Origin of the sequence: Actinomadura geliboluensis (assembly GCF_043197915.1) — a bacterium.
In the GTDB taxonomy this organism is placed as follows: Bacteria; Actinomycetota; Actinomycetes; order Streptosporangiales; family Streptosporangiaceae; genus Spirillospora; species Spirillospora geliboluensis.
The window spans coordinates 274,837-288,967 of the sequence record NZ_JBICUA010000007.1; the positions used below are offsets into that span (position 1 = coordinate 274,837).

12 protein-coding genes are annotated in these 14,131 nt (G+C 71.7%); all 12 read right to left on the reverse strand.

The genetic code is table 11. From position 1 onward, the window contains the following. Positions 1-38: 38 nt before the first annotated feature. A complete protein-coding gene (locus ACGFI1_RS23695; RefSeq protein ID WP_392787902.1) occupies positions 39-770 on the reverse strand; it encodes a thioesterase II family protein in 732 nt (243 codons plus the stop codon). Then, on the reverse strand, positions 767-2,014 hold the full coding sequence (locus tag ACGFI1_RS23700; protein WP_392787905.1) for a cytochrome P450: 1,248 nt from the start codon (positions 2,012-2,014) through the stop codon (positions 767-769). The genes ACGFI1_RS23695 and ACGFI1_RS23700 overlap by 4 nt, the downstream gene beginning before the upstream one ends. Continuing rightward, positions 2,011-2,307, reverse strand: a complete 297-nt coding sequence (locus tag ACGFI1_RS23705; protein ID WP_138640340.1) for a phosphopantetheine-binding protein — start codon at positions 2,305-2,307, stop codon at positions 2,011-2,013. The genes ACGFI1_RS23700 and ACGFI1_RS23705 overlap by 4 nt, the downstream gene beginning before the upstream one ends. A 231-nt stretch (positions 2,308-2,538) precedes the next feature. Next, entirely contained in the window at positions 2,539-3,300 is a 762-nt protein-coding gene (locus ACGFI1_RS23710; protein WP_138640339.1) for an ABC transporter permease, read from the reverse strand. After that, a complete protein-coding gene (locus ACGFI1_RS23715) occupies positions 3,297-4,238 on the reverse strand; it encodes an ATP-binding cassette domain-containing protein (RefSeq protein WP_392787908.1) in 942 nt (313 codons plus the stop codon). The genes ACGFI1_RS23710 and ACGFI1_RS23715 overlap by 4 nt, the downstream gene beginning before the upstream one ends. Positions 4,239-4,411: 173 nt before the next feature. Then, on the reverse strand, positions 4,412-5,503 hold the full coding sequence (locus ACGFI1_RS23720; RefSeq protein ID WP_392787910.1) for an HAD-IIIC family phosphatase: 1,092 nt from the start codon (positions 5,501-5,503) through the stop codon (positions 4,412-4,414). Between the two features lie 20 nt (positions 5,504-5,523). Beyond that, on the reverse strand, positions 5,524-6,624 hold the full coding sequence (locus ACGFI1_RS23725) for an acyl-CoA dehydrogenase family protein (RefSeq protein ID WP_392787912.1): 1,101 nt from the start codon (positions 6,622-6,624) through the stop codon (positions 5,524-5,526). Beyond that, the gene (locus ACGFI1_RS23730; RefSeq protein WP_386873337.1) at positions 6,617-6,889 is read right to left on the reverse strand and encodes an acyl carrier protein; all 273 of its coding nucleotides are present in this window, start codon (positions 6,887-6,889) and stop codon (positions 6,617-6,619) included. Before ACGFI1_RS23730 ends, ACGFI1_RS23725 begins: the two co-directional genes overlap by 8 nt. 15 nt (positions 6,890-6,904) lie before the next feature. After that, positions 6,905-7,576: an O-methyltransferase gene (locus ACGFI1_RS23735; RefSeq protein ID WP_392787914.1), complete on the reverse strand. Its 672-nt coding sequence runs from the start codon at positions 7,574-7,576 to the stop codon at positions 6,905-6,907. Then, a complete protein-coding gene (locus tag ACGFI1_RS23740) occupies positions 7,576-8,436 on the reverse strand; it encodes a 3-hydroxyacyl-CoA dehydrogenase family protein (protein WP_364551263.1) in 861 nt (286 codons plus the stop codon). The genes ACGFI1_RS23735 and ACGFI1_RS23740 overlap by 1 nt, the downstream gene beginning before the upstream one ends. Next, positions 8,433-9,137: a thioesterase II family protein gene (locus ACGFI1_RS23745; RefSeq protein ID WP_392787916.1), complete on the reverse strand. Its 705-nt coding sequence runs from the start codon at positions 9,135-9,137 to the stop codon at positions 8,433-8,435. The genes ACGFI1_RS23740 and ACGFI1_RS23745 overlap by 4 nt, the downstream gene beginning before the upstream one ends. 47 nt (positions 9,138-9,184) lie before the next feature. Then, complete coding sequence (locus ACGFI1_RS23750; protein WP_392787918.1) at positions 9,185-14,128, reverse strand: amino acid adenylation domain-containing protein; 4,944 nt, start codon at positions 14,126-14,128, stop codon at positions 9,185-9,187. Positions 14,129-14,131 lie beyond the last annotated feature (3 nt).

Consider the following 14,131-nt stretch of genomic DNA (forward strand, 5'->3'; position numbering starts at 1 on the left):
CCTCCGTACTCGGCGCACGGCCCGCAGCCGCACCGTTCTCATCGCCAAGAGGTCAGCAGCTTCATCAGGTCGTCCGGGGCGTTCATGAAGTCGTGGTGGCCGCCGTCGACGACCCGGACCTCGACGGAGTCGGCGTAGCGGCGCCACCCGCCGAGCTGGTCGAGGCTCACGTCGGGGTCGTCCCGCCAGTGCAGGACGAGGATGGGGCAGGGCACCGCGACCGGCTCCGCCCGCCGGTACTCGCGCGCGGCGGCGAGGTCGCGGAGCAGCACGACCATGCCGAGCTCGACCATGTCCGGGCGCGGGTCGATCCCGCGCCCGCGGATGACCGACTCCAGCTCGGCGCGCAGTTCGTCCTCGGTCATGGTGAGCATCCGGTCGAGCGCCGCGTCGTGCGGGGCGGGCTGGCCCGATACGACGAGGCATTCGGGGCCGGGCAGTCCGAGTCTCGCGAGCCGGACGGCGGTCTCGTACGCGGGCAGGGCGCCGGCGCAGTGGCCGAAGAACGCGTACGGGCGGTCGAGCAGCGGTGTCAGGGGTTCGATCAGGGCGGTCGCGAGCTTCCCGTACGTGCCGTAGTGGGGCTCGCCCAGCCGGTTCTCGCGGCCGGGGAACTGCACCGGGCAGACCTCGACGCCGTCGATCGCGGCGGGCCAGCCGCTGAACGCCGACGCCCCCGAACCGGAGTAGGGGAAGCACAGGAGCCGGGCGGCGCGGTCGGGGGACGGCGGCCGGACGAACCACGGCGCGCCGGCGGCACCGGCGGTCATGGCGCCGTCCGTTCCCCGGCGACGATGGGCAGGTGGGTCATCCCGGCGATGAAGTACGACCGCAGGTGCTGCGGTTCGCCGCCGAGCTCGATCGACCCGAAGCGCCGCAGGAGCTCCTCGAAGAAGACGCGGAGGGTCAGCCGGGCCAGCGGCGCCCCGACGCAGTAGTGCGGCCCGTAACCGAACGCGACCTGGCGGCTCGCGTTCCGCGTGACGTCGAACGTGTGCGGGTCGGCGAACTGGGACTCGTCGCGGTTGGCCGAGCCGATCCACGCGACGACCGCGCCGCGGGCCGGGATCGTCCCGCCGGCGATGCGGACGTCGTCCACCGCGTACCGCATGAAGTTGCAGGCGGCCGACGTCCAGCGCAGCCCCTCCTCCACCAGGTTCGGGACCAGCGACGGGTCGGCCTGGACCTTCCCGAACTGCTCGGGCCGCTCGATGAGGGCGAGCACCGTGCCCGAGACGGTGTGCGGCGTCGTCACGTTGGCGCCGAGGAGGATGCTGTAGCCGTCGAGGGCGATCTCCTCGTCGGTGAGCGGCGCGCCCGCCACCCGGACGGTCATGAGGTGGTCGAGCAGGCTGCCGTCGTCGCCGCCCGCCGACCTGCGCCGGGCGGCCCACTCCTTGACGTAGGTGACGAGTTCGTGGTGGGCGATCGCCAGGGTCGCGGCCTCGCTGCCGTGCCGGAAGTGCGGGTCCGAGGGGGCCGTCACCATCGCGGTCAGCTGGACGAGCTCGTCCCAGTCCCGCTCGGGGATCCCCAGCAGCGGGCCCGCGACGAGCATCGGGAGGCGGTGCGCCCGCTCCGCCAGGTCGAACACGCCACCGTCCAGGGCCGGTTCGAGGAAGCGCTCGACCGCCCGCCGGATCCGCTCCCGCCACGGCGCGACCGCGCGGGCCGTGAGCCTGGCGCCGATGGCCCGGCGGACGAGGGTGTGCCGCGGCGGGTCGGTGGAGGTCAGCAGCGTGCCCGCCGCGACGTCGTCCACCCCGAGGTGGGTGACGACCGTCCCGCGCTCCGAGGTGAACCGCTGGTGCTCGCCGAGGACGCGGCAGACGTCGTCGTAGCGGGTGACCGACCAGAACTCCCGGCCGTCCGGCAGGACCTGGTGGTGCAGGGGCGCCCTCGCCCGCATCACGTCCCAGATCGGGTGCGGGTCGCCCGCCGAGTACAGGTCCAGGTCGAACAGGTCGACGCGGTCGAGGTCGACGTCGCGCGCCGGGCCCGGCGTCAGCCTCACGTCCGTGCCCTCCCCCGCTCGACCAGCCCGGCGACCCGCGCCGGCGTCTGCGCCAGGTAGAAGTCGCGCACGGACAGCTCCACGCCGTACTCCCGGCCCACCCGCTCGATGATCTTGATTCCGATCAGCGAGTTGCCGCCGAGCGCGAAGAAGTCGTCGTCCGGGCCGACGTCGCGGCCGTCGAGGTGCTCCGCCCACAGCGCCGAGATCTCCGCGACGAGCGATGCGGGCGCGCTCGGCGGCGCGGCCTCGTCCTGCCCACCGCGCCGGTGCACCTGCGGCGTCGATTCCATTGCCAGCCCTTTCCGCTGTCCCGCCGGCGAGACACATCATTCGAACGGGTGAATCGAGTGTCCCTCGAACGGCTTTTCCGAACGTGCGCTGGTGACGTCGGGCGGGCGCAGTCCGGACAGGGGTTGACGCGCATCGCGGCGCGGGAAATGAAAAAGGTCGGGACGCGACTTATTCGGGGCAGCGCGAAAGAACACCGGAAGGCGCCCCGGTGTTATCGGACGTGCCGTTCGTCAGGCCCGCTTCTTGAACAGCGAGACCGCCCACACGTACCCGGCGAGGGCGAGCGCGACGCACCAGAGGACGGCCGCGACGGCGTCGCCGCCCGACGGGTGGCCCGCCAGCAGCCCGCGCAGCGTCTCGATGATCGGGGTGAAGGGCTGGTACTCGGCGAACTGCCGCAGGCCGGCGCCCATCGTGTCCGCGGGCACGAACGCGCTGCTCAGGAACGGCAGCATGATCAGCGGCACGGCGGCCATGCCCGCCGACTCGGCGGTCTTCGCGGCCAGGCCGAGCGCGACGGCGAGCCAGCTGGCCGCCACGGTGAGCAGGACGACGAGGCCGAGGACGCCGAGCCACTGGAGCACGCTCGCGTGCGGGCTGAACCCCATCGGCAGCGCCACCAGGACGATCGCGGCGATCGCGACCAGCGAGCGCACCGTCGTGATGACGACCTGCCCGGTCAGCACGGCGCCGCGGGAGACGTCCATCGCCTTGAAGCGGTTGATGATGCCCTTGGTCATGTCGTCGTTGACGGCCGTCGCGGTGGACACCAGCCCGTAGCTGACGGCCATCACGATCATCCCGGGCGTCGCGTAGTCGATGTAGTCCTCGCCGACGCTGAAGGCGCCGCCGAACACCTTGACGAACACCACCATGATCCCGATCGGGACCAGGACCGCGTTGAACACCACGAGGGGGTTGCGGACGCTGTGCTTCAGGTTGCGGCGCAACATGATCGAGGAGTCCGCCAGGGCCGCCGCCACACCGTTCACCGTGCGCTCGCCTCCGCGCTCGTGCGCCCGGTCAGGGCGAGGAAGACATCGTCGAGGTCGGGGGTGTGCACGGTGCACCGCTCGGCGATGATCGCGTGCTCGTCGAGCCGGTCCAGCAGGGCCTTCAGCGACGCGGAGTCCCCGTCGCCGGGCACCCGCAGGGTCAGTTCCTGGACGTCCGGCGCGGACCCGTCCAGCACCCGGGCGGCGGCGGCGAGCTCGTCGGGCCCGGCGAACCTGAGCTGGACATGGGTGCCGGGCACCTGCCGCTTGAGCTCCTCGGGGGTGCCCTGGGCGACCAGGCGCCCCTGGTCGAGCACCGCGACGTGGTCGGCGAGCTGGTCGGCCTCTTCCAGGTACTGGGTGGTGAGGAAGATGGTGGTGCCCGCGGCGACCAGCTCGCGGACGATCCCCCACATGGTGCGCCTGCTGCGCGGGTCGAGTCCCGCGGTCGGCTCGTCGAGGAAGATGATCCGCGGGGCGCCGACCAGCGTCATCGCGAGGTCCAGTTTCCGGCGCATGCCGCCGGAGTAGGACGAGGCGATCCGGTCGGCCGCGTCCACCAGGTCGAAGCGCTCCAGCAGCTCCGCGGCCACCCGCCCGCCGTGCGGCACCCGTTTCAGGTCCGCCACGAGCTTCAGGTTCTCGCGGCCCGTCAGCAGCTCGTCCACCGCGGCGAACTGGCCGGTCACGCCGATGGCCGCGCGCACGCTCCTGGTCTCGCTCACCACGTCGTGGCCGGCCACGCGCACCGTACCTGCGTCGGGTTTCGACAGGGTCGCGAGAATGTTCACGGTCGTGGTCTTGCCGGCGCCGTTCGGGCCGAGCATGGAGAAGACCGATCCGGCGGCGACCTCGAAGTCTATGCCGTCGAGCACGACTTTGTCACCGAACGCTTTTCGCAGCCCTGAAGCTGTGATCGCCGAGCCACTGCTCATGCCTCCACTTTCCCCTATCGGGGCGGGAAATATAACCGTCTTTCCGGGGCCGCCTCATTTCATCTCTTCAACTCCAGGTCAGGGCACTTGTCACCGCCGGAAGAGAACCGATGTCCCGTTGCCGGGACACCGGCGGCCCCGGCGCGGCGGCTCCCGGGTGAGGCGAGCGCGCGCTACAGCCATTCCACCGGCGCCCCGCCGACGTGCGGGGCCGGGGCGAAGACCCGCATCGTCGCCGGCGGGTCCTGCCTGGCCGGCTCCAGGTGGAGGCACTGGATGCCCTCGGCGGGCGAGAACGCGGCGAGGCAGGCGCAGTCCGCGGTGGTGAAGCCCGCGAACCGGTAGGCCACCTCCATCATCCGGTTGCGCTCGGTGCGCCGGAAGTCGGCGGCGAGGTGCGCCCCGGCCCGCGCCGCGGCGTCGGTGAGCCACCGCAGCAGCACCGCGCCCGCACCGAACGAGACGACCCGGCACGACGTCGCCAGCAGCTTGACGCGCCACGCCCCCGGGGCCTTCTCGACCAGCACGACCCCGACGGCGCCGTGCGGCCCGAAACGGTCGGCCATCGAGACCACCAGCACGTCGTGGGCCTCGTCGGACAGCAGCGAGCGCAGCGCGGCGTCCGAGTAGTGCACGCCGGTCGCGTTCATCTGGCTGGTCCGCAGCGTCAGCTCCTCGACCCGGGTGATCTCCTCCTCACCGGCGTCGGCGATGCGCATCTCCAGGCCGAGCGAGCGCAGGAAGTCCTCGTCGGCGCCCTGGAAGCGCTCGCGCTGCCGGTCCCGCTCGAACCCGGCCCGGTACATCTCGCGGCGCCGGCGCGCGTCGACGGTCACCACCGGCGGGCTGAACTCGGGCAGGTCGAGCAGGTCGCGGGCCTGCTCGGCCCGGTAGCACCGGACGTCCGGCAGGTGGTAGGCGACCTCGGCGCGCTCGCTCGGCAGGTCGTCGATGAACGCGACGGTCCGCGGCGAGAAGTTCAGCCGCTCGGCGATGCTGCGCACCGACTCCGACTTCGGGCCCCAACCGATGTGCGGCAGGACGAAGTAGTCGGCGAGGCCGTGCTCCTCGAGCCGCGCCCACGCCTCGTCGTGGTCGTTGCGGCTCGCCACGGCCTGCAGGACGCCGCGCGCGTCGAGCCCCATGACGACCTTGCGGACGGCGTCGTCGACCTCGACGCGGCCGTCCTCGGCGAGCGTGCCGTTCCACAGCGTGTTGTCGAGGTCCCAGACCAGGCATTTCACGATCGGTTGCGCTTCGGACACGTCCGCTCCCGTCGGGTCGGTCAGCACGCCGCCGCGGCGGCGTGCTCGGCGAGGATCAGCTGGCAGATCTCGCTGCTGCCTTCGATGACCTCCATGAGCTTCGCGTCGCGGTAGGCCCGCTCCACGACGTGCCCGCCGGACGCGCCGGCGGACGCGAGCACCTGCAGCGCGGACGCCGCGCCGCGGGCGGCGTTCCCGGCCGCGACGTGCTTGGCGAGGACGCCCGCGCGCACCTGCTCCGGCGACCCCTCGTCCCGGCTGCGGGCGGCCTGCTCGCAGGCGTAGGTCGCGGTCCGCTCGGCGGTGTAGAGCTCGGCCAGGTGGCGGGCGACGAGCTGGTGCTGCAGGAGGGGTTTCCCGAACTGCTCGCGGGTCCGGGCGTGCCGGGCGGCGGCCGCGAGGCAGGCGCGCAGGATGCCGACGCATCCCCAGGCCACCGACAGCCGCCCGTACGCCAGGGCGATGGTGGTCAGCATGACGACCGGCTGCCCGGCCACCGCGAGGAGGTTCCCCGCGGGCAGCCGCACGCCGTCGAGGGTCACGGCGGCGTGCCCGGCGGCGCGGCAGCCGAGCGGTTCGGGCACCCGCTCCACGCGGACGCCGGGCGCCGAGGCGGGCACGACGGCGACGCCGCCCGCGCCCGCGTACCGGCCGAACACGACGATCCAGTCGGCGTAGGCGGCGACAGTGATCCACGTCTTGGCGCCGTCGACGACGATCTCGTCGCCGTCGCGCCGGATCTCGGTGGTCATCGCGGCGAGGTCGCTGCCCGCGCCCGGCTCGCTGAACGCCACCGCGGCCAGGTCGCCGCCGGTGAGCCGGCCGATGAACTCGGCCCGCTGCCCCCGGTCGCCGAACCGCTGGACGGTCCAGGCTGCCATCCCCTGCGAGGTCATCACGCTGCGCAGCGAGCTGCACAGCGCACCGGTGTGCGCGGTGAGCGCCCCGTTGTCGGCGCCGGACAGGCCGGGGCCGCCGAACTCCGGGGCCGCCTCGGCGCACAGCACGCCCTTCGCGCCCAGGGCCCGCAGCAGGGGGACCGGGATCTCGCCCGCCACGTCCCACGCGCCCGCGGCGTCGCCGACCGTGTCGGTGACCAGCGCGGTCAGGGTCTCAAGCACCGTCGCCGCCGCGCAGCCGGGTGACCAGAGCGCTCATGGACCGCAGGGTGCGGAAGTTGTCGAGCGCCAGGTCGGCGCCCTCCACGGTGACGCCGAACTCCCCCTCCACGAACACCACCAGCTCCATCGCGAAGAGCGAGGAGACCGCCCCGGAGGCGAACAGGTCCACCTCCCGCTCCCACGTCACCTTCGTCTTCACTTCGAGGAACGCACCGATCCGCTGCTCGATCTCAGCGGCCGATGGGGCGGTCGTCGATTCCGTCATGGGCCGAACCCCTTCTCAGCTCGTCGTGTTCTTGCGGGCCAGCGTGATCCCGTCCGCCATCACGAGCAGCGACAGGTCGACTCTCGTGTCGCCGTGCAGCGAGGCGTTGAGCGCACGGATGGCCTCGGTGTCGGGATCGTCCGCCTCGGGATCGGCGACCCGCCCGAAGAAGAGCGTGTTGTCGAGCACCACCAGGCCGCCCGGCCGCAGATGGGTGAGCGCCTGCTCGTAGTAGTGCGCGTAGCCGGTCTTGTCCGCGTCGACGAAGACAAGGTCGAACGTTCCGGGGCCGCGTTCGGCGAGCAGCTTCGCCATGGTCTCCGCGGCGTCCCCGAGCCGCAGCTCGATCCGGTCGGCGACGCCGGCGCGCGCCCAGTACCGCTCGGCGACCGCGGTCCAGCGCGCGTTGATGTCGCAGGTGACGATCCGGCCGCCGGGCGGCAGCGCCCGCGCCATGCACAAGGTGCTGTAGCCGGTGAACGTGCCGATCTCCAGCACCCGGCCCGCCCCGGTCAGCCCGACCAGCAGGGCGAGCAGCTGCCCCTCCTCCGGCATCGTCACCATGGCGTGCAGCGGCGGCATGGCCGCCGTCTCGGCGACCAGGTCGCGGAGGACCGCGTCGTCGCGCAGCGACACCGACCGCACGTAGTCGAGCAGCCGCTCGCTCAGCTCCACCTGCCCGGCCATCAGCGGACCCCGTACTCGTAGAAGCCGCGGCCGGTCTTGCGCCCGTGGTCGCCTTCGGCGACCTTGCGCAGCAGCAGTTCGCTGGGGCGGCAGCCCTCGTCCCCGGTGCGCTCGTACAGCACCGTCAGCGAGTCGACGAGGTTGTCGATCCCGATCAGGTCGGCGGTCCGCAGCGGACCGGTCGGGTGCCCGAGGCAGCCCTCCATCAGCGCGTCGACGTCCTCGACGGTGGCCCGGCCCTCCGCGACGACGTTCGCCGCGTCGTTGATCATGCGGTGCAGGACGCGGCTGGTGACGAAGCCGGGGCCGTCGCCGACCACGATCCCCTTCCGGTCCAGCACGGAGAGCAGCTCCTTCACGGCCGCCATGGCCCGCTCACCGGTCCGCGGCCCGCGCACGACCTCCAGCGTGCCGATCAGGTAGGGCGGGTTCATGAAATGGACGCCCACGAGGTCCGCCGGGGACGGGACCCGGCCGGCGAGCTCGTCCACCGGGATGGAGGAGGTGTTGGTGATCCGCGCGGTGCCCGGCGCGACCGCGGCGGCGATCTCCCGGTGCGCCGCCGCCTTCAGCTCGGCGTCCTCGGTGATCGCCTCGATCACCCAGGTCGCGTCCGCCGCCGCCGAGGCGGAGCCGGCGAGCCGCAGCTCACCGGCCGGACCGGTCCGCGGGAGGGCGCCCATCATGTGCGCGAGGCGGAGCTCGGCCCGGACGCGTTCGCGCGCCGTGCCCAGCCGCTCCTCGTCCACGTCCACGATCGTGACCGGCACCCCCCGCCCGAGGGCGAGGGCGGCGATGCCGACCCCCATCACGCCCGCCCCGAACACGGCGACGGACGGCGTTGCCTCGACCCCGGTCATCGGCCCACCCCGCCGTTCCGGCCCGGACCGCCGGAGGACTCCGCCTCGATCAGGTCCAGCACCTCGGCGGCGTGATCGACCAGGTACATGTGATCGCCCGGGAGTTCGGCGTAGCCGAACGCGCCCGTGGTCGCGTCCCGCCACTCCCGGGCCCCGTCGGCGCTGACCAGGCCGTCGGACGCGCCCCGGACCGAGCAGATCGGCACCGGCAGGGGCTCGTCCGTGCTCGGAACGTAGTTCTCGTGCATCTCGCAGTCGGCCTTCAGGACGGGCAGGATCATCTCGCGCATCTCCGGGTAGTCCAGCGCCTCGTGCCGGAAGCCCGCGAACTCCTCCACCCGGGCGAGGAACTCCTCGTCCGGGAGCCCCGTCGCCCGCCGCTCGCGCTGCGTCCAGGGGCCGGGAGAACCGCTGACGACCAGCCGCTCGACCGGCACATCGCGCGCCCTCAGCAGGTGCGCCAGCTCGTAGGCGAGCACCGCGCCCAGACTGTGCCCGAACAGGACGGTCCGCGCCCCCTCGCCGAGCGCCTCGATGACGCCGTCGACCTCGCTCTTGGCCGCTTCGACGACGTTCCGGTACGGCGTCTCCAGCAGCCGCCGCTCCCTGCCGGGCAGTTCGAACGGCACCACTCGCCACCGGTCGGCGGACAGTGCCCGCCACGGATGGAAGAACGACGCCCCCGCTCCTGCGAACGGCACGCACAACAACGTGGCTTTCACCTGAGCAACTCCGTTTCGGTTCCCGGTCACATCGCCCCCAGCCGGCGGGTGATGACCTCGAAGATCTCGGCCGCGGGCCCGGGCATGTGCATGTCGAAGTGCGTGGCGCGCACGTCGTGCACCTCCAGGGCGCCGAGAACGTACGGCCGCCACAGGCGCGCCCAGGATCCCTGGAGCACCCCCGGGGGCTTGATCTCCGCGTTGAAATACAGCACGTCGCCGCGGTACACCGGCGACTCGAACTCCGCCATGATGTGCATGTTGTTGGTCAGGACCTCCGACATGGCGTCGAGCAGGCCCTCCTGGTCGCCCACGTTCATGAACTGCTTGTGGAAGTCCTCCAGCTCCTTGCGGAACTCGGAGCGGTCCCGGCCGGCCTGCTCCTTGAACTCGTGGCCCGGCAGCGAGTCCAGGATGGCGAGGAAGGCGACCTCGTGGCCGCGCCGGTCGAGCGCGTCCGCGACGGCGTGCACGACGGTCCCGCCGTACGACCAGCCGATCAGGTGGAACGGCCCGTCCGGCTGGATCTCCAGCATCTCGGTGACGTAGTCGTCGACCATCTCCTCCACCGACCCCGGCAGCGTGCCCTCGCCGTCGAGGCCGCGGGACTGCAGGGCGTAGAGCGGCCGGTCCCGCAGATACGGCTCGAAGCTGAAGTACGCCCAGCTCAGCCCGCCTCCGGTGTGGAAGAACCACACGGGAGGCTTCCCCGTTCCGGGATCGCCGTTCAGCGGGAACACGACCCCGAACGGGTCGGCGTGCTCCTGGGGGACGCTGTTGGCGAGGATCAGCGTGCCCAGTTCCGCCACCGTCGGGTACTTGATGACCGTCCTGAGGGGGACGTCGGTCCCGAAGCGTTCCCTGATGCGGGCGATGAGCCGGACCGCCAGGAGCGAGTGCCCGCCGAGCGCGAAGAAGTCGTCATCGATGCCGACGCCCTCCAGGCCGAGCAGCTCGCCGAACAGGGCGCACAGCGTTCGTTCGGTCAGGTTGCGCGGCTCCCGGCTGCTCCCGACGCTCGCATGCTGCGACGGCAGTGCCCGCCGGTCGAGCTTGCCGTTGGGGGTGAGGGGGATCTGCGAGAGCGGGACGAGGGTGGCGGGGACCATGTAGTCGGGGAGGCGTTCGCGCAGGTAGCCGGGCAGCTCGGAGAGGAGCGGGCCGATCGAGCTCGCCAGGGCCGGGGTGTTGACGCGGATCGTCCCGCCCGTGCCGCTGCCGTGGGGGACGAACCCACCGGAGACGATCCGGTGGCCCGACCGGGGCGGGGGCAGTAGCACCGCGTCGAAGGCGTGGACGGAGTCGCCGGACCAGGTGAGGACCGCGTCCCTCCCCTGCCGCCGCGCCCAGTCGGCGAACTCCTGCGGATCGAGCGGGTCGCCGATGACCGGGACCTCTTCGGCGAGGCGTGCGTTGGGTATCCCGGTCACCCGTACCGGGCCGTCCGCCAGGTCTGCGTGGCGGGCCAGACCGTCGAGTTCGTCCAGCCCGGACACCTCCCGGCCCCACGCCAGCGCCGGCGCGCCGGTCAGGTCGAGGACGTCGGCCGGGTCCTTGTGCAGAACGACCTCGTAGCGGTGGCGGGTCAGCTCGTTGTGCGCTCTGCCGTTCTTCAGCCGGATGTCCACCGCGACGCCGCGTTGCAGGGCCCAATCGGTGAACCACTGCGGTGCGACCACCAGCTCCCGCTCGGCCAGCACCGCCTTCTCCACCAGCGTCCGCAACTGCTCCTCCGAAGCATGCGGATGCGCCGCACGCTGCACCGCCTCCAGCAACACCCGATGCGTCACCGCGTTGCGGACATCACCCACCACCACCCGACCACCCGACGCCAGCAGCCCCATCGCCGCGTCCAGCACTTGTTCCAGGTAGCCGGCGCTGGGGAAGTACTGGACCACCGAGTTCAACACCACCGTGTCGAAGTGGCCGCCCGGCAGCCCCGAAACGTCATCGGCGGCCTGCGCGCTCAACCGGACGCGGTCACCGAATCCCGCCCGTTCCACCTGCCCGCAGACGCGATCCACCACCGTGCCCGAGATATCAGTGCCCCAGTACTCCTCCACCTCACCGACGATCTCCGCCAGCAGGAGACCAGAGCCGACACCGATCTCCAGCACCCGTCGCGGCGCGAAAGCCAGCACCTGCGCCACCGCCGCGTTCCGCCACTCCACCATCTCCGCACGCGGAATCGGCTCACCGTCATACGACGACCGCCACAACTGGAAGTCCTCACCCAGCGCCTCATCGCCGGAATCGGTGTAACCGTCGTCGTAGACCTGGCGCCATTCGTCCACTTGGACGTCGACATCAGCGGGGGTGTCCGGATCGGGTACCACATAGCCGACGAGGCGCTTGTCGCCCTCCCGGGCCTCCCGGACCACCACTGCGGCCTGTGCCACCCCGGGGTGCTGAGCCAGTACGTGTTCGATCTCGCCCAGCTCGATCCGGAACCCGCGGACCTTCACCTGGAAATCGGTACGGCCGATGTACTCCAGCCGACCGTCGCCAGCGAATCGGACCAGATCGCCGGTGCGGTACATCCGTGCACCGGCAGGACCGAACGGACACGCCACGAACCGGCCGCATGTCAGCGCCGAACGACCGAAATAGCCTCTGGCCAGCCCGTCACCGGCGATGTACAGCTCCCCCGCCACCCCACGCGGGACCGGCCGCAACCGCGCATCGAGCACGTACACCTGGGTGTTGCCGATCGGCGTCCCGATCGCCACACCCGACCCAGCCTCGACTTGCGCCATCGTCGACCAGATCGTCGTCTCCGTCGGGCCATAGACGTTCAGCACCTCGACCGCCTGATCGGCCAGCGCCTCGGCAAGAGGCACGGGCAGGGCCTCGCCACCTACGAGGACACGCAGACCCTTAGCGGCGTCTGTCTCCTGCATCAGCACCATCTGCCAGAACGCCGGCGTCGCCTGCACGACCGTGACCTCATGCCGCTTCGCAACGGCCACCACAGCGGACGGATCAGCGACCGTCTCCCGCTCCACAAGCACCACGGCCGCACCGGAGATCAGCGGCAGGAACAACTCCAGGGCCGCGATGTCGAACGAGACCGTCGTCACCGCCAGCAGCCGGTCCTCGGGCGACAACGGGACCCGCCGGCTCATCGTGGCCAGGAAGTTCTCCAGGGCGCCGCGCGAGACCGCCACACCCTTCGGATTGCCGGTCGACCCCGACGTATAGATCACATACGCCGTGCTCTCTGGTGAGACGGCCACCTCCGCCGCCGTGTCCGGGAACTCAGAACACTCCACGTCGCCGTCCAGCACCAGCACCGGATCGGCATCACCGATGATGTAGTCGATCCGCGAACGCGGATGGTCCGGATCGATCGGCACATAGGCCGCCCCGGCCTTCAGCACCGCCAGCAACGCGACCACAAGGTCCACCGAACGCGGCAGGCACACCGCCACCAGCGACTCCGGGCCCACACCACGATCGACCAGCCAATGCGCCAGCCGGTTGGCCCGCGCTTCCAACTCCCCGAACGACAGTGACCCCGCCTCGCCAATCACGGCGGGCGCGTCCGGAGACACCGACGCCCACCGCGCAACCGACCCCACCAAACCCGGCTCCAACACCGGCTCAACGGTGTCGTTCACCCCATGCAGCAGCCACCGGCGCTCGTCCTCGTCCACCACATCGACGTCTCCGACGCACATGTCGGGGTCGGTGACCAGCTGGTCCAGGACGCGCGCGAAGCGGGTGGTGATGGCCTCGGCCGTGTCCCGATCGAACAGCCTGGTCGCGTACTGGAGGTCGCCGCGCAGCGTCCCCGAGTCGTCCACGGCCATGCTGAAGAAGAGGTCGAACTTGACGGTCGACGTGAGGGCCTGCTCGTACTCCACGTCGAGCCCGGCGAGTTCGAGGTTCCGCCTCTCGAAGTTCTGCCAGGCGAACATCACCTGGAACAGCGGCTGGTACGCCGCGGAGCGGTCGGGGTTGATCGCCTCGACCAGCGTCTCGAACGGCAGGTCCTGGTGCTCGTAGGCCGTCAGCGCCTTGTCCCGGACCTGCGCGAGCAGGCCGGTGAACGACGGGTCGCCCGACAGGTCCGCACGCAGCACCAGGGTGTTGGCGAAGAACCCGACCAGATCGTCCAGCGCTTCGTCGGTCCGCCCGGCGACCGGGCTCCCGATCGTCACGTCGTCGCCGCCGCCGAGCTTGTGCAGCAGCACGGCGAGGGCCGTCTGCAGGACCATCGACATGGTCGTCCCGCGCTCGGCGGCGAGCTTCTCCAGCCTCGCCACCACCGCCGGCTCCACGGCGAAGTCGACCGTGTCGCCGTGCGAACTCGCCTCCGCCGGGCGCGGCCGGTCCAGCGGCAGCGTCAGCGGCTGCGGCACCCCGGCCAGTTCCGTGCGCCAGTAGTCGAGCTGCCGCGCGGCGAGACTGCCCGGGTCGTCGATGTCGCCGAGCAGTTCGCGCTGCCACAGCGTGTAGTCCTTGTACTGGACGGGCAGCGGCTCCCACTCCGGTGACCGGCCGTCACGGCGGGCCGTGTAGGCGGTGGCCAGGTCCCGCACGAGCGGCGCGCCCGAGCTGCCGTCCATCGCGATGTGGTGGACGACCAGGACCAGGACGTGTTCCCGGGGAGAGCAGCGGAACAGGGTCGCCCGGACCGGGAGTTCGGCCGCCAGGTCGAACCGGTGGGCGACGGCCTCGTCGACGGCGCCGGCCACGTCCGCGGGCGTCACGTCGCGCACCGGCACCTGCGGTGACACCTCGGTCATCGACAGGATCCGCTGGTGGGGTTCACCGTCGCCGTCCGCCGGATACGTGGTGCGCAGGATCTCGTGCCGCTCGATCAGGTCGCTGATCGCCGTGACGAGGGCGGCCTCGTCCAGGGGGCCGGTCAGCCGGAACGCCGCCGACATGTTGTAGGTCTCCGACGCCCCCTCCAGCTGGTGCAGGAGCCACATGCGCCGTTGCGCGAACGACAGCGGGATCATTCC

Coding starts and splice junctions, on each gene's coding strand:
- ACGFI1_RS23695 (WP_392787902.1), bottom strand. CDS start 770: ATGACCGCCGGTGCCGCCGGCGCGCCGTGGTTCGTCCGGCCGCCGTCC.
- ACGFI1_RS23705 (WP_138640340.1), bottom strand. CDS start 2,307: ATGGAATCGACGCCGCAGGTGCACCGGCGCGGTGGGCAGGACGAGGCC.
- ACGFI1_RS23715 (WP_392787908.1), bottom strand. CDS start 4,238: ATGAGCAGTGGCTCGGCGATCACAGCTTCAGGGCTGCGAAAAGCGTTC.
- ACGFI1_RS23730 (WP_386873337.1), bottom strand. CDS start 6,889: ATGACGGAATCGACGACCGCCCCATCGGCCGCTGAGATCGAGCAGCGG.
- ACGFI1_RS23735 (WP_392787914.1), bottom strand. CDS start 7,576: ATGGCCGGGCAGGTGGAGCTGAGCGAGCGGCTGCTCGACTACGTGCGG.
- ACGFI1_RS23740 (WP_364551263.1), bottom strand. CDS start 8,436: ATGACCGGGGTCGAGGCAACGCCGTCCGTCGCCGTGTTCGGGGCGGGC.
- ACGFI1_RS23750 (WP_392787918.1), bottom strand. CDS start 14,128: ATGATCCCGCTGTCGTTCGCGCAACGGCGCATGTGGCTCCTGCACCAG.